This is a genomic window from Andreprevotia lacus DSM 23236 (assembly GCF_900176275.1).
Lineage (GTDB): Bacteria > Pseudomonadota > Gammaproteobacteria > Burkholderiales > Chitinibacteraceae > Andreprevotia > Andreprevotia lacus.
This window is the reverse complement of the sequence record NZ_FWXD01000008.1, coordinates 80,296-101,987: the sequence shown is the minus strand read 5'-3', so window position 1 is coordinate 101,987 and position 21,692 is coordinate 80,296. Positions and strand designations below refer to the sequence as shown.

21 protein-coding genes are annotated in these 21,692 nt (G+C 61.4%); 9 read left to right on the top strand and 12 right to left on the bottom strand.

Annotation, left to right across the window (positions count from 1 at the left end):
* Nucleotides 1-13 precede the first annotated feature (13 nt).
* Nucleotides 14-1,111, bottom strand: a complete 1,098-nt coding sequence (locus B9A19_RS08345; protein WP_084090331.1) for an RHS repeat domain-containing protein — start codon at nt 1,109-1,111, stop codon at nt 14-16.
* Between the two features lie 273 nt (nt 1,112-1,384).
* Here B9A19_RS08345 and B9A19_RS08340 point away from each other — a divergent pair, with 273 nt between their 5' ends.
* The 9 genes from B9A19_RS08340 (at nt 1,385) to B9A19_RS08300 (ending at nt 10,089) form a co-directional block, all read left to right on the top strand.
* Entirely contained in the window at nt 1,385-1,912 is a 528-nt protein-coding gene (locus tag B9A19_RS08340) for a GbsR/MarR family transcriptional regulator (protein WP_084090330.1), read from the top strand.
* Between the two features lie 104 nt (nt 1,913-2,016).
* On the top strand, nt 2,017-2,385 hold the full coding sequence (locus B9A19_RS08335) for a thiol-disulfide oxidoreductase DCC family protein (protein WP_084090329.1): 369 nt from the start codon (nt 2,017-2,019) through the stop codon (nt 2,383-2,385).
* Nucleotides 2,366-2,755 carry a thiol-disulfide oxidoreductase DCC family protein gene (locus tag B9A19_RS08330; RefSeq protein ID WP_084090328.1) on the top strand — a complete coding sequence of 130 codons (390 nt, stop codon included), beginning with the start codon at nt 2,366-2,368 and terminating at the stop codon, nt 2,753-2,755. Before B9A19_RS08335 ends, B9A19_RS08330 begins: the two co-directional genes overlap by 20 nt.
* 3 nt (nt 2,756-2,758) lie before the next feature.
* Nucleotides 2,759-3,985, top strand: coding sequence for an NAD(P)H-binding protein (locus B9A19_RS08325; RefSeq protein WP_084090327.1), 1,227 nt, complete (start codon nt 2,759-2,761; stop codon nt 3,983-3,985).
* 1 nt (nt 3,986) lies between these two features.
* Entirely contained in the window at nt 3,987-4,454 is a 468-nt protein-coding gene (locus B9A19_RS08320) for a DUF2269 family protein (protein WP_084090326.1), read from the top strand.
* A gap of 47 nt (nt 4,455-4,501) precedes the next feature.
* Entirely contained in the window at nt 4,502-4,702 is a 201-nt protein-coding gene (locus B9A19_RS08315) for a Lar family restriction alleviation protein (RefSeq protein ID WP_084090325.1), read from the top strand.
* Between the two features lie 154 nt (nt 4,703-4,856).
* Nucleotides 4,857-5,957 carry an anhydro-N-acetylmuramic acid kinase gene (locus tag B9A19_RS08310; protein ID WP_084090324.1) on the top strand — a complete coding sequence of 367 codons (1,101 nt, stop codon included), beginning with the start codon at nt 4,857-4,859 and terminating at the stop codon, nt 5,955-5,957.
* Between the two features lie 106 nt (nt 5,958-6,063).
* Nucleotides 6,064-8,118: a methyl-accepting chemotaxis protein gene (locus B9A19_RS08305; RefSeq protein ID WP_084090323.1), complete on the top strand. Its 2,055-nt coding sequence runs from the start codon at nt 6,064-6,066 to the stop codon at nt 8,116-8,118.
* Between the two features lie 93 nt (nt 8,119-8,211).
* On the top strand, nt 8,212-10,089 hold the full coding sequence (locus B9A19_RS08300) for an MFS transporter (RefSeq protein WP_084090322.1): 1,878 nt from the start codon (nt 8,212-8,214) through the stop codon (nt 10,087-10,089).
* A 90-nt stretch (nt 10,090-10,179) separates the two neighbouring features.
* Here the strand turns inward: B9A19_RS08300 and B9A19_RS22775 are convergent, their stop codons facing one another.
* From B9A19_RS22775 to trpB, 11 genes are all read right to left on the bottom strand, one after another.
* Nucleotides 10,180-10,533: a YbdD/YjiX family protein gene (locus tag B9A19_RS22775; RefSeq protein WP_084090321.1), complete on the bottom strand. Its 354-nt coding sequence runs from the start codon at nt 10,531-10,533 to the stop codon at nt 10,180-10,182.
* Nucleotides 10,526-12,595, bottom strand: coding sequence for a carbon starvation CstA family protein (locus B9A19_RS08290; protein WP_084090320.1), 2,070 nt, complete (start codon nt 12,593-12,595; stop codon nt 10,526-10,528). The genes B9A19_RS22775 and B9A19_RS08290 overlap by 8 nt, the downstream gene beginning before the upstream one ends.
* Before the next feature lie 182 nt (nt 12,596-12,777).
* Complete coding sequence (sugE, locus tag B9A19_RS08285; protein ID WP_084090391.1) at nt 12,778-13,104, bottom strand: quaternary ammonium compound efflux SMR transporter SugE; 327 nt, start codon at nt 13,102-13,104, stop codon at nt 12,778-12,780.
* Nucleotides 13,105-13,259: 155 nt separating this feature from the next.
* Nucleotides 13,260-14,441, bottom strand: a complete 1,182-nt coding sequence (locus tag B9A19_RS08280) for an O-succinylhomoserine sulfhydrylase (RefSeq protein ID WP_084090319.1) — start codon at nt 14,439-14,441, stop codon at nt 13,260-13,262.
* 105 nt (nt 14,442-14,546) lie between these two features.
* Entirely contained in the window at nt 14,547-16,091 is a 1,545-nt protein-coding gene (gene purF / locus B9A19_RS08275; RefSeq protein WP_084090318.1) for an amidophosphoribosyltransferase, read from the bottom strand.
* Between the two features lie 92 nt (nt 16,092-16,183).
* Nucleotides 16,184-16,675, bottom strand: a complete 492-nt coding sequence (locus B9A19_RS08270) for a CvpA family protein (protein WP_084090317.1) — start codon at nt 16,673-16,675, stop codon at nt 16,184-16,186.
* 8 nt (nt 16,676-16,683) lie between these two features.
* A complete protein-coding gene (locus tag B9A19_RS08265) occupies nt 16,684-17,451 on the bottom strand; it encodes an SPOR domain-containing protein (RefSeq protein WP_084090316.1) in 768 nt (255 codons plus the stop codon).
* Nucleotides 17,452-17,454: 3 nt separating this feature from the next.
* Nucleotides 17,455-18,732 carry a bifunctional tetrahydrofolate synthase/dihydrofolate synthase gene (gene folC / locus B9A19_RS08260; RefSeq protein WP_084090315.1) on the bottom strand — a complete coding sequence of 426 codons (1,278 nt, stop codon included), beginning with the start codon at nt 18,730-18,732 and terminating at the stop codon, nt 17,455-17,457.
* Complete coding sequence (accD, locus tag B9A19_RS08255; protein WP_084090314.1) at nt 18,732-19,604, bottom strand: acetyl-CoA carboxylase, carboxyltransferase subunit beta; 873 nt, start codon at nt 19,602-19,604, stop codon at nt 18,732-18,734. The genes folC and accD overlap by 1 nt, the downstream gene beginning before the upstream one ends.
* 43 nt (nt 19,605-19,647) lie before the next feature.
* Nucleotides 19,648-20,451, bottom strand: coding sequence for a tryptophan synthase subunit alpha (trpA, locus tag B9A19_RS08250; protein ID WP_084090313.1), 804 nt, complete (start codon nt 20,449-20,451; stop codon nt 19,648-19,650).
* 18 nt (nt 20,452-20,469) lie between these two features.
* Nucleotides 20,470-21,681 carry a tryptophan synthase subunit beta gene (gene trpB, locus B9A19_RS08245; protein WP_084090312.1) on the bottom strand — a complete coding sequence of 404 codons (1,212 nt, stop codon included), beginning with the start codon at nt 21,679-21,681 and terminating at the stop codon, nt 20,470-20,472.
* Nucleotides 21,682-21,692: the final 11 nt, after the last annotated feature.

The following is a 21,692-nucleotide window of genomic DNA, read 5'->3' as shown; positions in this document are numbered from 1 at the left end:
CGATCTTGATCTTTTACTGGGCCTTGGCCTGCTGGGCCGGCGTGGCGCGCTGGGTGGCGACTTGCTGCAGCGCGGTGGCCAAGGTGCCGTCCGGGTCGTAGCGGTCTTCGCGCTTGATGTTGCCGTCGTCAAACAGGTCGTAATGAATGCGGCCGTTGCGGCTGTCGCGAATGTCGGTCAGACGGTGCGCCGCGTCGTAGTCGTAGCTGAGCGTGCTGCCATCCGGGAAGTGCACCACCTTGAGCTGGCCGGCCAGGTCGTAATCAAACACGGTTTGCTCGCTGCCGGTTTTACGGGTTTTAAGGCGACCGCGCAGGTCATAGCCAAACGTGGTGGTTTGCTGGTTGATGTCGATCATGCTCAGCAGGTTGCCGTTGGCGTCGTAATTGGTGAACTGCGTGATCTGCCCGGCCGGGTTGCTGATGGTGGCCAGGTTGCCCTTGGTGTCGTAGGTGTAGGTCGTTACCTGGTTGCTTGGGTCGGTGGCGGTCCAGAGCAGGCCATAGTCACGGTAGGTCCAGCTCCACACGCGCTTGTCACCATTGCTGGCGGTGATCGTCTTCTTGATCAAGTTGCCCTTGGTGTCGTACTCGAACTTGGTGTTGCGGTTCGGTTCAGTTACGGTATCCGGCAGCGCCCAGGTGGGGTGCCAGGTTGTGGTGATGGTGCGGGCATCGGGTGTGCCGCTGGCTTCGGTACGGCTGTTTTGCAGTGCGCGCACCACGTCATAGCTATAGGTGGTGGTGGTGCCATTAAAATCGGTATGGCTGGCCAAGTTACCTGCCTTGTCGTAGCTTGTGCTGCTACTGGCAACAGCAGAGCCGGCGCCGGCAGGCTGGTCTACGCTGCTCACCAGCCACAACCCCGCATTCAGGGTAAAGGTGTAACGGCGCGTGACCGACAACGCATCAGTCACATCCGTCCAGCGCGGGCCAACTTTTGCATCCCCACCGAAGCTCAGGCTCTGGCGCTCTACGCCACCGGCATGCTCGCTGGAGATCGCCCGGCCTTTGTCGTTGTAGTGCCAGGTAGCAAAGCGGCCACTGTTCTCGTCGACGATGCCGGTCAATAGATAGAAATTGAGCGGGTCTTCGTAAACATATTTGCGCACCCCGCCATCCAGGTATTGAACGGTAGCAAGCCGAGAGAGGCTGTCATAGCCATAGCTGACTGTATTGGCTTGCCCGTTATCACAAATACTTTCTACAAGTCAAAAAAAGCATCAAACAAGCTGACTTCACCAGGTATATTCGATAAGCCAGCTAAAAAAGTAAAAACCGCCCTGCACTTACTGCTTTCAGTGCGGTTCAATGCAAGGCCACTTGTATTTTTCTCAGTGCTGCATTAATTTCTGTATTAACAGAATTTAGTGCCAGATCAGACCATGCACCTCACCCCCGTCAAACAAAAATTCGTCCTGCACTGGGGCGAAATGGGCACCCGTTGGGGCGTCAACCGTACCGTGTCGCAGATTCATGCCTTGCTGTTCCTGGCCGAGCAGCCGATGAATGCCGAAGACATCGCCGAAACGCTGGTGGTGGCCCGCTCCAACGTCAGCAACAGCCTGAAAGAGCTGCAGAACTGGGGCTTGGTCAAAGTGGTGCACGTGCTGGGTGATCGGCGCGATCACTTTGAAACCAGCAAGGATGTGTGGCAGTTGTTCCGCACCATTGTGGATGAGCGCAAGCGGCGCGAGTTCGACCCCACCTTGACGGTGTTGCGCGACTGCGTGATGGAACAGGGCGAAGCAGGCGACGAAGCAGCACTGCAGCGCATGCAGGATGTGCTCGATTTCATGGAGACGCTGACGGCCTGGATCAAGGAGATGGAGCGCCTGCCGCCGGAAACGCTGATGAAAATCCTCAAGCTGGGCGCGCGCGTGCAGAAAATGCTTGGCCGTGCTGACGACTGAGGCGACACAAGCTGGCAGCGCACTGCTGTGATTGATTCAAAGGCCCGCCTCGGCGGGCTTTAAAAGGCGCAGATATTTCTGTTCATGCAGAAAAAGGAGAAATCATGTACACGATCTACTTCGACGGCCATTGTCCATTGTGCCGACATGAAATCGGCATGCTGCGCCGGCTTGATCGCCACAACCGTCTGCGCTGCGTGGATATACACGGCCCGGACAACGATAGCGGCTTGCCGGCAAATGTACTGCTGGTTGATCTGCATGTTCGTGACGGTGACGGACACTTCCTGCGCGGGGCCAGCGCGGTGCGGGACATGTATCGCCGCGTGGGGCTGGGCTGGCTGGTGGCGATGACCGAGCTACCCGGCTTGCGCCAGCTGTTTGATATGGCCTACACCCGTTTTGCCGCGCGCCGCCGCTGCAACAAGGGACTTTGCGCAACAGGAGGCCAGCATGCTGACCGTGTACTTTGATGGCCAATGCGCGCTGTGCAGCACCGGCATGCACTATTGGCACGCTCGGGCTCCGCAGGCCATACAGCTGGTTGACGCCGCCAGCCCGGACTTTGACGCGACCACTACCGGCATCCCGCTGGCCGACATGATGTACGAAATTCATGTGCGCCGTGACGACGGTCTGTGGCTGCGAGGTGTGCCGGCGCTGGAAGCGATCTGTCTGGCTGCCGGCATGCGCTGGCTGGCATGGCCGCTGCGCGTGCGCCTGCTGCGGCCCATGTGGCGCCGAGCGTATATCCTGCTGGCGCGTTACCGCTACAGCATCAGCAGCGTGATCGCCCCGGCCTGCCCAAACGGCCGGTGCAGCACGCCGTTGTGGCGGGAGTAAGCCATGCGTGTACTCTTGTTGGGCGCCGATGGGTTTATCGGCCGCCATATCAAGGCTGCGTTGTTGCAACAAGGCGATCAGGTGATCGAAGGGGTGCGCTGCGCCAACAAGCCGGGGCAGATTGCTGTCGATTTCCAGCGCGATCTGGACAGCGCGAGCTGGTTGCCACGCCTGCAGGGCATCGATGCTGTGGTTAACTGCGTCGGGCTGTTCCGCGAGCGCAAGCCGGGCGATTTCGAAACCGTGCAAGTCATCGCGCCACAGGCGCTATACGCGGCCTGCCGGCAGGCCGGGGTACAGCGCGTGCTGTTGATTTCCGCCCTGGGGGCTGCGCCGGATGCCCCCAGCGCCTACTGGCGCAGCAAAGCTGCCGGCGAGGCCATGCTGCAGTCTTCCGGGCTGGATTGGCACATCGTGCGGCCGGGGCTGGTTTACGGTGCAGATGGCGCCAGCAGCCAGCTGTTCCTGCAGCTGGCCTCGCTGCCCCTGTTGCCACTACCTGCGGCAGACACCCTGCTGCAGCCCATCCACATTGATGACCTTGCCCATGGCTGTGCCACCCTGCTGCACCAGCCAGGCTCTCGCATTGTTGCCGCGACCGGGCCACGCGTGTTGACGCTGGCTGACTATCTGCGCGAACTATCCCCCAGGCAACGTTTGTGCCGATTGCCGTTTCCTGACTGGCTGGCCAATTTGTCTGCGCAGATGTGCAACGCGCTACCCGGCAGCCTGCTGACGCGCGACAGTCTGGCCATGCTGCGTATCGGCAGCCATGCCGACAACACGGATTTTGCCGCGCTGTTGCCGGCCCCCATGCAAACCCCGGGCGCATTTGTGACGCAAACGCAAAGGCTGCAGCAGCGCCTGGGCGGGGCCAGATTGATGCTGCGCCTGGGGCTTGCATCGGTCTGGCTAGGCACGGCGGTCGTCTCGCTGTGGGTGTACCCGGCAGCCGCCAGCGAGCAGTTGCTGGCAGCCTGCCATGTGCCGGCGGGCTTGCAAGCACCTGCGCGTATTGCTTCATCGTTGCTCGATGCCGGCTTCGGGCTACTCACACTCTGGCGGCCCGGCCGTTTGCTCTGGCAGGCGCAACTGCTGCTGACTGCAGCGTATACCGTGCTCGTTGCCCTATTTCTGCCGGATTTCCTGGCTCACCCATTCGGCCCCTTGCTCAAGAACGCGGTGCTGGTGGCCGCCATGCTGGCGCTATTGCATACCGAGGACGACTGACATGCTCTATCTATTCATCAAGACCCTGCACATCCTGTCTGCCACCCTGATGTTTGGCACCGGTTTCGGGACTGCTTTCTACATGTTCTTCACCAACCGCAGCCGCAATGTGCAGGCCATCGCGGTGGTCACGCGCTGGGTTGCCCGTGCCGACTGGTGGTTTACCACGCCAGCGGTCATTTTCCAACCCTTGTCTGGCTGGTGGATGCTGCAACAGGCCGGCTGGCAAGCGGGCTGGAACTGGGTGGGGCTTACCCTGCTGCTCTACACCATTGCCGGCCTGTGCTGGCTGCCCGTGGTCTGGCTGCAGCTGCGCATGCGTGATATGGCGCAGCAGGCTGCCCAAGCGGGGCACACCGCCCTGCCCGTGCGCTATTGGCATATGGAGCGCTGGTGGACGGTGCTGGGTTTCCCGGCCTTCGGCGGTTTGCTGGTGGTGTACTGGCTGATGGTGGCCAAGCCGTTCTAGCGCGCCGCGCAATTGGCTACAATGGTCATTTGCTTGCGAACCAGCTCATGACTACGCCCACTCCAGCACCAACACCGATGAAACCCTGCAAGAAATGCGGTGCCCCGGGCGAGCACGGCCGTTCCGGCTCCAAACGTTTCTGGGTACAGTGCGGCAAATTCGGCCGCAATGGCAACTGCAATCAGATCAGCCAGCAGGCCGACAGCAAGAAAGAAGCGCTGGCGCTGTGGAATGCCATGAACACTTGATTTGGCAAGGCTGCTCACACTTTCGTCTTGCACGCCACGTGATGCGCAACACCACCACGCATGCGCTATACCCGATAGCAGCACGGCAAGTTTCCTTCAACATGAAGCCACCCGGGATTGACGACGGGGGCGCATCACAGCCTAAACTGCAGCCATGAGCACAAGCCGCTATTTTATCGGTCTGATGACCGGCACCAGCCTGGATGGCGTCGATGCCACCATCGTCGATTTTTCCGACATCAAGCCGCGCATGGTGGCCGCACACGGCCACCCGCTGTCGGACGAGCTACGCAGCGCGCTGATGCGCCTGCAGGCGCCCAGCGAGAACGAGCTGCATCTGGCGCAACTCGCGGCCAACAAACTGGCAGGCGTTTACGCTGATGCCGTGCTGGCCTTGCTGGCCAAAGCCGGGCTGCAGGCACGCGACATCGTCGCCATCGGCAACCATGGACAAACGGTCAGGCACCGGCCAGAGCTGGGCTTTTCGGTACAGCTTGGCAATCACGCACGCCTTGCCGAATTGACCGGCATCACGGTGGTCAGTGACTTCCGCAGCCGCGACATTGCTGCGGGTGGCCAGGGTGCCCCACTGGTGCCTGCTTTTCACCAGGCGCTATTTGGCGGCACCGGCAAGCATCGTGTCCTCGTCAATATCGGCGGTATCGCCAACCTGACCGATCTGCCGGCCAGCGGCAAGGTCACCGGCTTCGATACCGGCCCGGGCAATGTGCTGATCGATATGTGGATACAACGCCACCAAGGGGAGCGCTTTGATGCCGGCGGCGCCTGGGGTGCGAGCGGCACGGTCATTCCCGATCTGCTGCAATGGCTGCTGGCCGAACCGTATTTCTCGCAACCTGCCCCCAAGAGTACCGGCCGCGACCTGTTCGACATCGGCTGGCTGGAGGCGCAGCTCACCGGCCGCAATGACGCCCCTGCCGATATCCAGGCCACGCTGACTGCGCTGACCGCAGACAGCATTGTTGCCGCCATCAAGAGCTGTGGTGACGACGTAGACGAGGTCTATCTCTGTGGCGGCGGTGCACACAACCCGCTGCTGATGGCACGGATTGCAGCCGGGCTGGCTGGTGTGCGCGTCGGCACCACCGAACAGCTTGGCCTGGATCCGGACTGGGTAGAGGCGTACGCCTTTGCCTGGCTGGCCGAACGCTGCCTGGCCCGCAAACCGGCCAATCTGCCGGCGGTGACCGGTGCACACGGGCCGCGCGTGCTTGGGGCAATCTGGCCAGCCTGATGCAGCCATAACAGCGCTCCATCGGCAGGCACGCGGCATATTCCTGTAAGCCGCTCGGCAATCGACTATATCGGTTACATCGCATCGCGCGAGTGCGGAGATTGCCATGCCCGGGTTCACGCTACGCCACCGCCCCATCGTCGAGCAGATCGCCATGCTCACCATCATCGTGTGCGTGCTGGTCTTTGCCGCGTTGATTGCCATGACCAGCCTGAGCGTGAACCGCGTTGCGCTGGACACCGCGCAGAAAGGGCTCAGCGATCAGCTTGAACTGGTCAAGGGCAGCCTGAAGCTGGCCTACGAGGGTGCCCTGCTCCGCTCCGAAGGCACCATGGAGCTATTCCAGAAACAGCTACCGGGCGAATTTGCCATTTCGGCAGAGACCCAGGCCACCGGCAGCGCCGGCGATGCGCCACTGGTCAAGGCCGGCGAGCTGGTCATCAACGGCAATACCGATATCCTTGAACGCCTGAAGCGCGAAACCGGGGCCGAGGCCGCCGTGATTGCCCGCACCAGCGCTGGTAAATTCGTGCGCATCACCACGCTGCTCAAGGACAAGGACGGCAAGTCGATGCTGGGTTCCAGCATCAAGGCGGATGACCCCATCCTGCAGGCCATTACCGGCGGCCACGATTACCTCGGGCTGGTAATGCGCAATGATCACTATTACCTGACCCGTGCCCGCCCGATCAAGAACCCGGGAGGAGAAATTGCCGGCTGGTACCAGACGCGCATCGACCTGTCGCGCGAGCTGGCCACGCTGGGCAAGGTGATCGATGGCATCAAGGTCGGCAAGACCGGCTATGTGTACATCCTTGCGGCAGACAAGGACAAGGTCGCGCGCTTCATCATCCACCCGCAATATCCCGGTAAATATGCAGGCGACGTACTGCAGGGCGATGCGCTCTCCACCATAAGCCACCTGGTTACGCAAAAAACCGGCACCTATCGGTATGACTGGCCTAATCCGGATCAGGGCAACCGGCCTGCTGCAAAAATCGTGGTGTTTTCCGCCGTACCAGACTGGAACTGGGTAGTGGCTTCCGGCAGCTTTCTGGACGAATTCACGGCCGACAGTGTGGCGCTGCGCAACCGGCTGATCGTGGCTTGCGTCATTTTTGGTGCATTGATACTGGTGCTGCTCTATCTGGCGCTCAAGTCACGCCTCAAGCCGCTGGCCAGCGTGGTTGGCGCGGTGGACCGGTTTGGCGCAGGCGACCTCTCTGCCCGCATCGACATCCCCGCCGAGGAAAGCAGCCGCAACGAGATCGCCCAGCTCACACTGCATTTCAATCACGCCGCCGAGCGCCTGCAAGCGCTGATCGGCGAGATACGCAGCACCGCCGACGCGGTTGACGGCACGGCACGCAATATGGGCGATGCCGTCGAGCAGGTTGCCTCCAGCAGCATGCGGCAGAGCGAATCCGCCTCCAGCATGGCCGCAACGGTAGAACAGATCACCGTCAGTATCGGGCACATTGCCGATACGGCCGGCAGCGCCAGGCAAGCGGGCCAGTCCGCGCTGGAGGCCAGCAAGGATGGCCGGCGCCTGATGGAGCGCACCGTGGAGGAGATGCAGCGCATCGCTACCGCAGCCAACGACGCCTCCGGCCAGATCAGCCGCCTGGGCGAACGGTCGAGCGAGATATCCAGCATCGTCGGCGTCATCAAGGAGATCGCGGACCAGACCAATTTGCTGGCGCTGAATGCCGCCATTGAGGCCGCGCGCGCAGGCGAGCAAGGGCGCGGCTTTGCCGTGGTGGCCGACGAGGTACGCAAGCTGGCTGAACGCACCAGCGCGTCCACGCAACAGATCAGCCAGCTGGTGGGCGGCATTGTCGGGGATACCCAGCAAGTGGCTGCCGAGATCGTCGCCGTATCCAGCCAGATGCGCGAAGGCGTGCAATCGGTGGAAGAAACCGGCAGCGTGCTTGAGCGCATCCACAGCGAGGCAGATCGCGTCTTCAACGTGTTGCAGGACATTGCCGAGGCCACGCGCGAGCAAACGGTCGCCAGCTCGCAACTGGCACGTGGTGTGGAAAACGTGGCGCACAGCGCCGAAGCCAATGCGTCGATCGCGCAGCGCAACAGCGGCTCGGCCAGCGATCTGCGCGAACAGGCGCGCGTGCTGCATGACAAACTGGATCAGTTCACGATCTGAGCAGGATCAATACGCAATACGCATGCAAGCGGGATGAGAGCGGCATGCAGGTTTCGGTTAAACTGCCACGACAACTGATACAAAGTGGCGACCATGCATCAGCACAACCAGTTTGACCTGTTCACAACCCGGCGCTTTCTGCCGCTGTTCATTACGCAGTTTTTTGGCGCTTTCAACGACAATCTGCTGAAAAATGCCGTGGTGGTACTGATCAACTTCCACGGCATGCGCATGCTCGGCCTGTCGCCGGAGCTGATGATCCAGCTCGCCGCCGGCTTGTTCATCCTGCCCTTCTTCCTGTTCTCGGCCACCAGCGGCCAGTTGTGCGAAAAGTATGACAAGGCCGTGGTCGCCCGCCTGGTGAAGGTACTGGAAATCGGCATCATGCTGATCGCCTCGCTGGGCTTCTGGCTCAACAACGGCGTGATCCTGATGTCGACCATCTTCCTGATGGGCATCCACTCCACGCTGTTCGGCCCGCTCAAGTTCAGCGTATTGCCACAATACCTGCAACCGCAGGAGCTGGTGGGTGGCAACGGCATGATCGAGATGGGTACTTTTGTCTCCATCATCATCGGCCAGATTGCCGGCACCCTGCTGGTGAAGGCCGACCCGACCCACATCACCATCGTCACCGCATTGCTGCTGTGTGCCATCGTCGGCTATCTGTCATCGCGCCAGATGCCACCTGCGCCCAGTGCGGTGCCTGACCTCAAGGTGGACTGGAACTTTGCCAGCCAGACCTGGGGCATGATCGCACAGGCCAGCCAGAGCCGGCCGGTCTGGCTGTCGCTGCTGGGGATCTCGTGGTTCTGGTTTCTTGGCGCGATTTATCTCTCCAAACTGCCGACCTACGCGTCCGACGTATTACACGGCGACGAAACGGTTTATACCTTGCTGATGACGCTGTTCTCGCTTGGCGTCGGCCTGGGGTCGATGTTTTGTGAACGCTTGTCCGGCCGCAAGGTCGAGCTGGGCCTGGTGCCGTTCGGTTCCATCGGCCTGTGTCTGTTCGGTATTGATCTTTACTTTGCTACCCCGGCTTTCTCTGCCACCGAGTTGACCTGGTACAGCTTTGCCCAGCAGGCTGCACACTGGCGTTTGATGGTGGACTTCCTGCTCATCGGTGTATTTGGTGGTTTCTACATCGTACCGCTGTATGCGTTGATGCAATCGCGCGCACCGGCCGACTTCCGCTCGCGCGCCATTGCCGCCAACAACATCATGAACTCGCTGTTCATGGTCGGCTCGGCCATCTTTGCCGCCACGCTGGCGCATTTTAAAGTCAGCATTCCGCATGTATTGTTGATTGCCGCGCTGCTTAATCTGGTCGTCGCAGCCTATATCTATACGCTGCTGCCGGAATTCCTGATGCGCTTCCTGGTGTGGATTGCCACCCACACGCTGTACCGCATCCACCAGGAAGGCCTGGAGCGCATTCCCGAGGAAGGTGCCTGCGTGCTGGTATGCAACCACGTCAGCTTCATGGATGCGCTGATCCTGGCCGGCGCGGTGCGCCGCCCGGTGCGCTTCGTGATGGACCACCATATTTTCAGGATTCCGGTGCTGAGCTTCATTTTCCGCACCGCTGGTGCTATCCCCATCGCGCCCGCCAAGGAAAATGCCGAGCTCAAAACCAAGGCATTTGATCGTGTGGCCGAATATCTTGAGCAAGGCGAAGTGGTCTGCATCTTCCCCGAAGGCGGCATCACGCGCGATGGCGACATCCAGCCCTTCCGCCCCGGCATCGACGACATCATCCGTCGTACCCCGGTGCCAGTGGTACCCATTGCGCTGCAGGGCCTGTGGGGCAGTTTTTTCAGCCGCAAGGATGGCGCAGCGATGATGAAGATGCCGCGCGGTATCTGGTCGAAAATCGGCCTGCGCGTGGGCCAGCCGGTGCCGGCAGCCGAGGCCAGCAAGGATGCGCTGGAGCAGAAGGTGCGAGAATTGCGCGGTGACTGGAGATAGCAGCCAGCCCCGACCGGGACTGAACCAGCACGCCACCCCAAGCAAAAAGGCCGTCAATGACGGCCTTTTTGCTATTGCGCTACCAGGACATCAGCACGGGCACTTGCCACCTGCAGCCCTGTCCGCACTCGGAAAACGCGCCTCCAGGCAGTAACGATAGAAATCGTTGCGGCTCATCGGCGTTGCGTCCGGGTGGCGCTCGCGCATGTGCTGCAGGTAATACTCGTAGTCATGGATGCCCACCATCAACCGGCAGGTCTGCACCACTTTGCGCGCGGCATCCTTGAGGCCGCCCAGCCAGTCCGACCCCAGGCTGTAGCGCTCGAAGTCGGCCTGGCTCATCGGCTGACCGCTGCCGTGCTGCACGGCATGTTGCTGCAGGTATTGGGCATAGGCATCACCACGTGGCGCAGGCTTGCCCAGCAGGTGTGACAGATCAAGCATGGCTGGGCACCTCGCCTCGGTATTGCGGATCGATCTCGCGCGCCGTCACTTCACGCGCGGCCAGTGCGCGGCGGATATTGAAGAAAGCAGCAATCAACATCACCACCGCCACCAGCATGAAGAAGCCGCACAGCGCCGCATTGATCTGGTTGTTGAAGGCGATGCGCTGCATGTCCGCTACCGTCTTGGCCGGTGCCAGCAAGCTGCCCTGCACTGCGGCAGCGTTGAACTTGTCGGCCACGGCCAGGAAGCCGATCTTGGGGTTGCTGCTGAATATCTTCTGCCAGCCTGCACTCATCGAAGTGATGAACAGCCATGCGGTCGGCAGCACCGTCACCCACGCGTAGCGCTCCTTCTTCATCTTGAACAGCACCACCGTGCCCAGGATCAGCGCCATCGATGCCAGCATCTGGTTGCCGATACCGAACAACGGCCACAAGGTATTGATGCCGCCCAATGGGTCAACCACGCCTTGATAGACGAAATAACCCCAGCCACTGACAGCGACAGCCGTGCCGATCAGGTTGCCCGCCCACGAACGGCTGCGACCCAGCCCCGGCACCACTACGCCAGCCAGATCCTGCACCATGAAGCGGCAGGCACGCGTACCGGCATCGACCGCGGTCAGAATGAACAGCGCCTCGAACAGGATGGCGAAGTGATACCAGAACGCCATCATCGCCTTGCTGTGGAAGATGTCGGTCACGATGTGCGCCATACCAACAGCAAAGGTCGGTGCACCGCCCGCGCGGGACAGAATGCTCTTCTCACCCACGTCGGCAGCGATCTGGCTCAGCATCTCCGGCGTAATTACGAAGCCCCAGGCGTTGATCGCTTGCGAGGCCGATTCCACCGTCTTGCCGATCAGCGCGGCCGGTGAATTGAGCGCGAAGTACACGCCCGGGTCGATCACCGACGCGCAGATCAGCGCCATGATGGCCACGAAGGATTCCATCAGCATCGCACCATAACCGATCATGCGCATGTGGCTTTCGCGCTCGACCAGCTTCGGGGTCGTCCCGGAAGCCACTAGCGCATGGAAGCCCGAGATCGAGCCGCAGGCAATGGTAATGAACAGGAAGGGGAACAGGCTGCCCGCAAACACCGGGCCACTACCGTCGATGAAGCGCGATACCGCCGGCATTTTCAGATCCGGCGCAGCAAACACGATGCCGACCGCAAGACCGACGATCACGCCGATCTTGAGGAAAGTGGACAGATAGTCACGCGGCGCCAGCAGCAGCCACACCGGCAACACGGAGGCCACAAAGCCGTAGATCACCAGCGCCCAGGTCAGCTCGGTGCCATGCAAGGTGAACAACGGGCCCCAGGTCGGGCTGTGCGCGATGTCCTCGCCGTAAATGATGGCCAGCATCATCAGCACGAAGCCGATCACCGAAATCTCGCCAATGCGGCCGGGGCGGATGAAGCGCATGTACACGCCCATAAACAAGGCAATGGGGATCGTTGCCGCAATCGTGAAGGTGCCCCACGGGCTGTCGGCCAGTGCCTTGACCACCACCAGCGCCAATGCGGACAGGATGATGATCATTACCCCCAACGCGCCCAGCATGACCACCACGCCGGCAAATTGCCCCAGCTCCTGCTTGGCCATTTCGCCCAGCGAACGGCCATCGCGGCGGGTGGAAATGAACAGCACCAGGAAATCCTGCACCGCGCCCGCCAGCATCACGCCGATCAGAATCCACAAGGTGCCAGGCAGATAGCCCATCTGCGCCGCCAGGATCGGCCCCACCAGCGGGCCGGCGCCGGCAATGGCGGCAAAGTGATGGCCGAACAGCACCCACTTGTTGGTTGGCACGTAGTCGAGGCCATCATTGCGGCGCTCTGCCGGGGTCAGGCGGCGGTCATCCAGCTCGAAGACCTTGTCGGCAATGAAGCGGCTATAGAAGCGATACGCTATCGCATAGCAGGCAACAGCGGCCGTCACCAGCCATACTGCATTGACATGTTCTCCCCGGCTCAGTGCCAGCGTGGCAAACGCAAACGCGCCCACCAGCCCGACCAGCAGCCAGACTCCCCATTTCTTCACTCCGTCCATGCATACCCCCTTGAAGACATCGCCTTGCCTGCGCAACGTTGCGCGGCTGTAGTCCAGACTATAGAACTACTTCTTTCGCAAGACTTGCGATCTTCCACTCGCGTGCGTGGATCGGGTATCAGGGGTTTCCGGGATGGGTTGCCAGCAATGGCGCCAAAGCGTCTATTAGCCTTGGCCTGGGTTCAGGCAAGTTTGAGGCCGATGATGCCAGCCAGAATCAGCACAATGGACGCGATGCGCAGCATATTGACCGGATCGCCAAACCAGACCATGCCCAGTACCACCGTGCCGACGGCACCGATACCGGTCCAGATGGCGTAGGCCGTACCAGCCGGCAGATGCTTCATGGCATAGGCCAGCAAAACCATGCTGACCGCAGCAGTTACAGCAAAGATGAGGGTTGGCAGTGGTTTGCTGAACCCTTGCGAAGCCTTGAGGGCAAGTGCCCACGCTACTTCAAACAGGCCAGCAAAAATGAGGGAAATCCAGGGTAACAAGGACGGGGACATGATCAGCTCCATTACATGGGGCCGTCCCCGTCGATAGGCGCAGCATGGGGTCGTCCCCATACTGGAAAGAATGTAACCAGTTTATCGCCGCCATCATGCGCTGGCAGCGAAAAAGTACCAGCGGCCGGGGCAAGATCACCCCGGCCTGTTGGTGCTCAAGCCAGGCCGCGTTGCAGATCGGCAATCAGGTCGTCGATGTTTTCCAGACCGACCGAGATGCGGATCAGCCCTTCGCGGATACCGGCAGCGGCGCGCGCTTCCGGCGTCACACGGCCGTGCGTGGTGCTGGCCGGGTGGGTAATGGTGCTGCGCACGTCACCCAGGTTGGCCGTGCGCGACAGCAACTGCACGCGATCAACCAATGCCCACGCCGCGTCGCGGCCGCCCTTGACCTCAAACGACACGATGCCGCCACCGCCCTTCTGCTGTTGCTGCGCCAGCGCATATTGCGGGTGCGACGGCAGGCCGGGGTAATACACGCGTTCGATTTGCGGTTGTTGCTCCAGCCATTGCGCCAGCTTGAGTGCGTTGTCGCAATGCGCGCGCATGCGCAGCGGCAGCGTTTCCATGCCTTTCAGGATCACCCAGGCATTGAATGGCGACAGGCTGGGGCCAGCAGTGCGCAGGAACAGGTACACCGGGTCAACCAGCTCATTCTTGCCCGCCACAGCGCCGCCCAGCACGCGCCCCTGCCCGTCCAGATACTTGGTGGCCGAGTGCACCACCAGATCAGCGCCGAGCTTGAGCGGTTGCTGCAGGATGGGAGTGCAGAAGCAGTTATCGACCGCCAGCAGCGCGCCATTGGCGTGGGCGATATCGGCAATCGCCCGGATATCGGCCACCTCGGTCAACGGGTTGGACGGTGTTTCGAGGAAGAACAGCCTGGTGTTGGGCTTGGCCGCAGCCTGCCACGCCGCCGGATCGGTCGGGCTGGCATAGCTGATTTCCACGCCGAACTTGGCAAAATACGTGTTGAACAGCTGGATGGTGGCGCCAAACAGGCCATTGGAGGCCACGACATGATCACCCGCCTTCAGGTGTGCCATGCCCAGCGCCAGAATGGCCGCCATGCCCGAAGCAGTAGCAATCGCCTTCTCGGCACCTTCCAGCGCGGCCAGGCGCTCTTCGAATGCGGTCACGGTCGGATTGGTGAAGCGCGAGTAGATGAAGCCGGGAATCTGGTTGGTGAACTTCAGCGACGCTTCTTCTGCACTGCCGACACAGAAACTGGAGGTCAGATACATCGCATCCGAGTGCTCGCCGAATTCGGTGCGCGTGGTGCCAGCGCGGATAGCCAGGGTGTCGGGATGAAGGTCGTCAAAGTCGAAGTCTTGCATGGCGGGTCTCGAAAAGCGTCATAACGAAAACGGGAGCATCTGCTCCCGTTTATACCGCAAAGCGGCAAACTGTTGTGCACACAGTTTGCCGATTTAGCACTGATATCAGATCAGATTTTGCTCGGCCACGCCGATATTCATGTCCAGCACGCGGGTATCCGGGTCACCTTCCTTGAACTTGGCCGACAGCGGCGACAAGCGCTTGGCTTCCAGCGCATCCAGATACTCATCGGTGATGTCGCCGGTGATGTAGTTGCCGTCGAAGCACGAGGTCTCGAACTCGGTAATCAGCCCCTGGCTGGCATCACGGCAGGCGGTGATCAGCGCATCCAGTTCCTGATAGATCACGGCATCGGCGCCGATTTCCTCGGCAATCTGCTCTGCGGTACGGCCGGTGGCGATCAGCTCGGCACGGGTCGGCATATCGATGCCGTACACATGCGGGAACTTGACCGGTGGCGCAGCCGAAGCCAGATAGACCTTCTTGGCGCCGCAATCGCGCACCATCTGCACGATTTCCTTGGAGGTAGTGCCACGCACGATGGAGTCATCCACCAACAGCACGTTCTTGCCACGGAACTCGACCGCGATCGGGTTCAGCTTCTGGCGCACCGACTTCTTGCGGCTGGCCTGGCCCGGCATGATGAAGGTGCGACCAATGTAGCGGTTCTTGATGAAACCCTCACGGTAAGGGATTTTCAATTCGTTCGCCATTTCCAGCGCCGAATCGCGGCTGGTATCCGGAATGGGGATGACCACATCGATATCCAGCGCCGGCACCATGGCCTTGACCTTGTCGGCCAGTTGCGTACCCATGTTCAGGCGCGCCTCGTGCACCGAGATACCATCGATGACGCTGTCCGAACGCGCAAAGTACACGTGTTCGAAGATACAGGGGGCCAGTTTGGCGTTCGAATGGCACTGGCGGCTGCTCAGCTCGCCCTCAAAACTGATGTAAAGAGCTTCGCCCGGCGCCACGTCGCGCATCAGTTTGAAGCCCAGCGTGTCGAGGGCGACCGATTCACTGGCCACGATGTATTCCGGGCCTTCCGGTGTGTCATGCACACCCAGCGACAGCGGGCGGATGCCATGCGGATCACGGAAAGCAATCAAGCCGAAACCGGCTACCAGCGCCACAACCGCATAGGCGCCGCGCACGCGCTGGTGCACGGCGGTAATGGCATCGAAAACGATTTCAGCGGTCAGGCGCGGGCCATTGGTGCGCTTGGACAGTTCGTGCGCCAGCACGTTAAGCAGCGCTTCGGAATCGGAATTGGTGTTGATGTGCCGCAAGTCGGTGCGGTACATCTCGTCTTTCAGTTGCTTGTCGTTGGTCAGGTTGCCGTTGTGCGCCAGTACCAGGCCAAACGGGCTGTTGACGTAGAAGGGTTGCGATTCAGCCAGGCTGGAAGCCGAGCCTGCCGTCGGATAGCGCACGTGGCCAATGCCGACGTTGCCCAGCAGCGAGCGCATGTTGCGAGTGCGGAACACGTCGCGCACCAAGCCCTGGCCCTTGTGCATGTGGAACATCGGGCCTTCGGCGGTCACGATGCCCGCGGCATCCTGGCCACGGTGCTGCAAGACCAGCAGCCCGTCATACAGCATCTGGTTGACGGGGGTTTTAGCAACGAGGCCGACAATGCCACACATAATCCACAATCCTTAAAAACCAGCTGCGGCGGTTGCCACAGCTTCACAAAAACCTGCTTCAGCGTGCTGAAGTCAAAGCGCCCTGCCCGCGCTCACTCGTAGTGTATGCGCTGCGCCAGCGCCGTCGGCAGCCACGGCAGACTCAGCTTGGCCAGCTCTTCAAACGGCGGGCTGAACATGGCGTCGCGCCAGACACGTGAACTTGGAAACGACGTCAGGCCAGCAATCAGCACCAGCAGCAACACGAACAAGGTGCCGCGTGCCAGACCAAACACCGCGCCCAGCATGCGGTCGAGCGGATTCAAGCCAGTCGACTTCAGAAACTGCGTAATCGTGATGCGCAACAAGGCGCTGAACAGCCATACACCTGCAAAAATCGCCACCAGCGCAGCCAGATAGCGCAAGCGCTCATCCGGGATGCCAGCGGGCATATATACCGATATGGGGGCTGCATAGTGGATTGCCAACCATGCTGCGACAGCCCAGCCGACCAGCGCCATCACCTCCTGCACCAGGCCGCGCATCACCGACAGCAGGATGGACAGGCCAACGATGACCAGTACCGCGTAGTCAAACCCTGTCACAATGCTCCTCAGTGCACCAGTTGCGGTGCATAACCCAGTTTTGCCGCTTTCTGCATGACCTGCTTGGCGTGCGCATCATCGCCGGCCGCAATGCGGATGCGTGTCAGCGCCACGCCCTTGTTGGCTACCGGCTCCGCATACGCGGCAATGCCGTTGGCTTTGAGCTTGCCCAGAATCTCGTTCACCTTGGCCTTGTCGCCATAGGCGCCGATCTGCACCAGCGTCTGGCCTGCATGTGCGGTAGCGGCAGGTTTTTCTGTCTGACGCTCGGCCGGTTTGGCTTCGGCATCATCCAGACCATCCAGGATTTTCTGCGGGTCTTTGGCGGGTTTGTTTGGTTTGGGTTTGTCGGTCGGCTTCTCGGCAGGTTTTTCCACCGGTTTCTCAACCGCGTGCGGCTCAGGCTTTACAACAGGCTTGGGGCTGGGTTGCGCCGGGGTTTCGACCTGGGAATTGACCAGTTTGCCCGGCAGGCTCACGGGGGCCAGCGACGGCACTACCGTCGGCTCTGCCACGGCTTGAACTGGCGATGCGGCATGCGCACCTGTGGTGGCCTCGGTCGCAGTGTTCGAGATGCCGGTTGCGGCAGGTGTCGACGCGCCCGGCGCACTGGCGATGATCTCGACCGGATGTGTCATCGTGGCCGGCGGCTCGCCGTCCAGCACGGTCCACAACACGATCAGGGAGAAGATGACCAGTGTCACCGCGCCAATGAGGCGACGACGCGCACGTTTACGGAGTTGCAGCAGTTCTTCGCTAACGTTGTCTCGTGCCATGAGCTATTGACCGCGGGCCGCCATCACTTCAGCGACGGTATAGAAGGATCCGAAGGCGAGGATTCTATCATTCTCGCCGGCTGTCCGGGTGGCAGCTTGCCACGCAGCAGCCACACTTTCGCAGGCATCGACCTGTGCACGCGGCTGGCTGGCACGAATGCGGGCTGCCAGTGCATCGGCGGGCTCGGCGCGTGGCAGGTCCGGCGCAGCCACGTGCCAGTGCGCGATGCGCTCACCCAGGATGCGGATCACCTCATCGATGTCCTTGTCTGCCATCATGCCGAATACCGCGTGGGTACTCTCGGCGTAGCCCATCTGATCGAGCGCCGATTTGAGTGCACGCGCCGCGTGCGGGTTGTGCGCCACGTCCAGCACCACCTGCGGCCGGCCCGGCAACACCTGGCAGCGTGCAGGCCAGTTTACTTCGAGCAAGCCACGCTTGATGTCGGCCAGCGCAACCGGCAGCTGCGCACGTATGGATTGCAGCATGGCCAGCGCCACCGCGGCATTACCCAACTGATAAGGGCCACGCAATGCCGGCATCGGCAATGCGTGCTTGCGGGCGTCGCCATGCCAGAACATCCACTGCTGACCTTCGGCTTCTTTCTGCCAGCCGAACTCCGTGCCGATCAGCGCCAGCGGGGCGCCGATGCGCACGGCCTCGTCGATCACGCTCTGCGGCGGATTGGTGTCGCCGCAAATGGCAGGCCTGCCCTGACGGAATACGCCAGCCTTTTCACGGCCGATGTCCTCGCGGTTGTCCCCCAGATAGGCCTGGTGATCGAGATCGATACTGACGATGGATGCCACATCGGCATCGAAAATATTCACCGCATCCAGTCGGCCGCCAAGGCCAACCTCAAGAATGGCCACATCGACACTGGCATCGATGAAGACTTTCATCGCCGACAGCACGCCAAACTCGAAATACGTCAGCGACGTATCGCCACGCGCGGTCTCGATGGCGCGGAAGCTCTCCACCAGCAGGTCGTCACCGGCCTCCTGCCCGTCCAGCATCACACGCTCGTTGTAGCGCAGCAGATGCGGCGAGGTATGCGTACCGACCTTGTAGCCTGCAGCCGTCAGGATGCTGGTGAGAAAGGCGCAAACGGACCCCTTGCCATTGGTACCGGCAACAGTGAGCACCGGAAAGCCCGGCTTGAGCCCCATCACATCGCGCACGTGGCTGACGCGAGCCAGCCCCATGTCGATGGACTTGGGGTGCAATCCTTCCAGATAGGCGAGCCAGTCAGGCAACCGGCCCGCGTCGAATACCGCCATCAGGAAGCAACCGGAGCCGGTTGCTTGAGGAACAGCGTGAGCAATTTGGCCAGCTGCAGGCGCATTTCACGGCGATCAACGATCATGTCGATGGCGCCCTTCTCCAGCAGGAATTCCGAGCGCTGGAAGCCTTCAGGCAGTGTTTCGCGCACGGTCTGCTCAATCACGCGCGGGCCGGCAAAGCCGATCAATGCACCCGGTTCGCCCATCACCACGTCGCCGAGGAAGGCGAACGAGGCCGACACGCCACCCATGGTCGGGTCGGTCAGGATGGAAATGAACGGCAAGCGCTTGTCGGCAAGCTTGGTCAGTGCAGCCGAGGTCTTCGCCATCTGCATCAGCGAATTCAGGCCTTCCTGCATGCGCGCACCGCCCGAGGCGGAAATGCAGATGAAGGGCAGATTGTTTTCCAGCGCAACCTGCACGCCACGCACAAAGCGCTCACCCACCACAGAGCCCATCGAACCGTTTACAAAGCCGTATTCAAACACGGCAACGACGACCGGCACGCTATGGATGGCACCTTGCTGCACTACCATCGCGTCGTCTTCGCCACTGCTGTCCTTGAACTGGTCCAGCTGATCGGCATAACGCTTGGTGGCCTTGAACTTGAGGATGTCGACCGGGCGCACTTCGGCGCCGATCTCGAAACGGCCTTCCGCATCCAGCAACATGTCGAGACGACGGCGGGCGGAAATGCGGTTGTGGAAGCTACACTTGGGGCAAACTTCGAGGTTGTTTTCCAGATCAGTGCGGTACAAGGTGGCACCGCAGGCCGAACACTTGTGCCACAGCCCTTCCGGCACTGCCGACTTGGCGCCGGGCTCGCGGCTCTTGATCTTCGGGGGCAGCAGCTTTTGCAACCAGCTCATTGTTTACTCCTGTTATCACGGGGCTGGACCGGCACGGGGCCGATCAAGCGCGAGCGGTATCCATCGCGGCGCGAACGCCTTGCAGGAAGGCAGTCAGGCGGCCGGCCAGGCCGTCTTCACCCGCTTCGACTTCCTGCACCAGTCGCGAACCGATGACGACCGCATCGGCCACGCTGGCCACCTTGCGCGCCGATTCGGCATCGCGAATGCCAAAGCCGACGCCGATGGGCAGCGAAATGTGCTCGCGCAGCTCAACCAGTTTGCTGGCCACACTGTCGACATCCAGATGGGCCGCGCCAGTCACGCCCTTGAGCGAGACATAGTACACATAGCCGCGCGCGAGACGTTCCACGGCTTGCAGGCGTGCCACCGGGGTGGTCGGCGCCAGCAGGAAAATCAGGTCGATCGCATGTTTTTTGAGGATAGCCGCGCATTCTTCGGCTTCTTCCGGCGGCAGATCAACGGTCAGCACGCCGTCGACACCGGCTTCGCGCGCAGCGATGGCAAACGCTTCGTAACCCATGGCTTCAACCGGGTTGGCATAACCCATCAGCACCACCGGGGTCTTGCTGTCGGTCTTGCGGAACTCGGCCGCCATGGCCAGCACCTGGCGCAGCGACACCTTGTGCGCCAGCGCGCGCTCGGAGGCACGCTGGATCACCGGGCCATCGGCCATCGGGTCGGAAAACGGCACCCCCAGCTCGATGATGTCGGCGCCGCCAGCCACCAGCGCGTGCATCAATTCAACCGTGATACCCGGGTTCGGGTCGCCAGCGGTCACAAACGGGATCAGCGCCTGACGGCCTTGGGCCGCCAGCGCCTGCATTGTGGATTCAATTCGGGACATTGTGATGTTCTTCTTGGTTTAAAGCTGGATGCCTTCGAGCTTGGCAATGGTCGGGATGTCTTTGTCGCCACGGCCGGACAGATTGACCAGCAGCACCTGATCCTTGGACAGCGTGGGCGCCAGGCGGGCTGCATAAGCCAGCGCATGGCTGGATTCGAGCGCAGGGATGATGCCTTCAAAACGGCACAGGTCGTGGAAGGCCTGCAGCGCTTCCTTGTCGGTGGCAGCCACATATTCGGCGCGGCCGATATCCTTCAGGTAGCTGTGCTCCGGGCCGACGCCCGGGTAGTCCAGGCCGGCAGAGATCGAATGCGTTTCGATGATCTGGCCGTCGGCATCCTGCATCAGATAAGTGCGGTTGCCATGCAGTACGCCCGTCTTGGCATTGGCGGTCAGCGGCGCTGCATGGCGGCCGGTTTCCACGCCATCGCCACCGGCTTCCACGCCGATCAGGCGCACGCCCGGCACTTCCACATAGGGATGGAAAATGCCGATCGCGTTGGAGCCACCGCCCACGCAGGCAATCACGGCATCCGGCTGGCGGCCGATCAGATCGACCATCTGCAGCTTGGCTTCATCGCCGATCACGCACTGGAAGTCACGCACCAGCATCGGGTACGGGTGCGGGCCGGCGCAGGTGCCGATGATGTAATAAGTGCTGTCGACATTGGTGACCCAGTCGCGCATGGCTTCGTTCATCGCGTCTTTCAGCGTTTTGCTGCCCGACGAGACCGGCACCACGGTGGCACCCAGCAGCTTCATGCGATAGACATTGGGCGACTGGCGGGCGACGTCTTCCGCGCCCATGTACACCACGCATTCCAGACCGTAGCGCGCCGCCACGGTGGCAGATGCCACGCCATGCTGGCCGGCGCCGGTTTCAGCGATCACGCGCTTCTTGCCCATGCGGCGGGCCAACAGCGCCTGGCCAATGGTGTTATTGACCTTGTGTGCGCCGGTGTGATTGAGGTCTTCGCGCTTCAGGTAGATCTGGGCGCCACCCAGTTGCTCGGACCAGCGCTTGGCGTGGTAAACCGGGCTGGGGCGACCGACGTAGTGCTTGAGTTCGTAACGATACTCGGCCATGAAGTCCGGATCGACGATGGCCTTTTCATACTCGACGCGCAATTCGTCGAGCGCAGGCATCAGCGTTTCAGCAACGAAAATGCCGCCGTGCTGGCCAAAGTGACCACGTTCGTCGGGCTGGTGATAGCGGAGCGGTTCGTTCATTACTTTCTCAC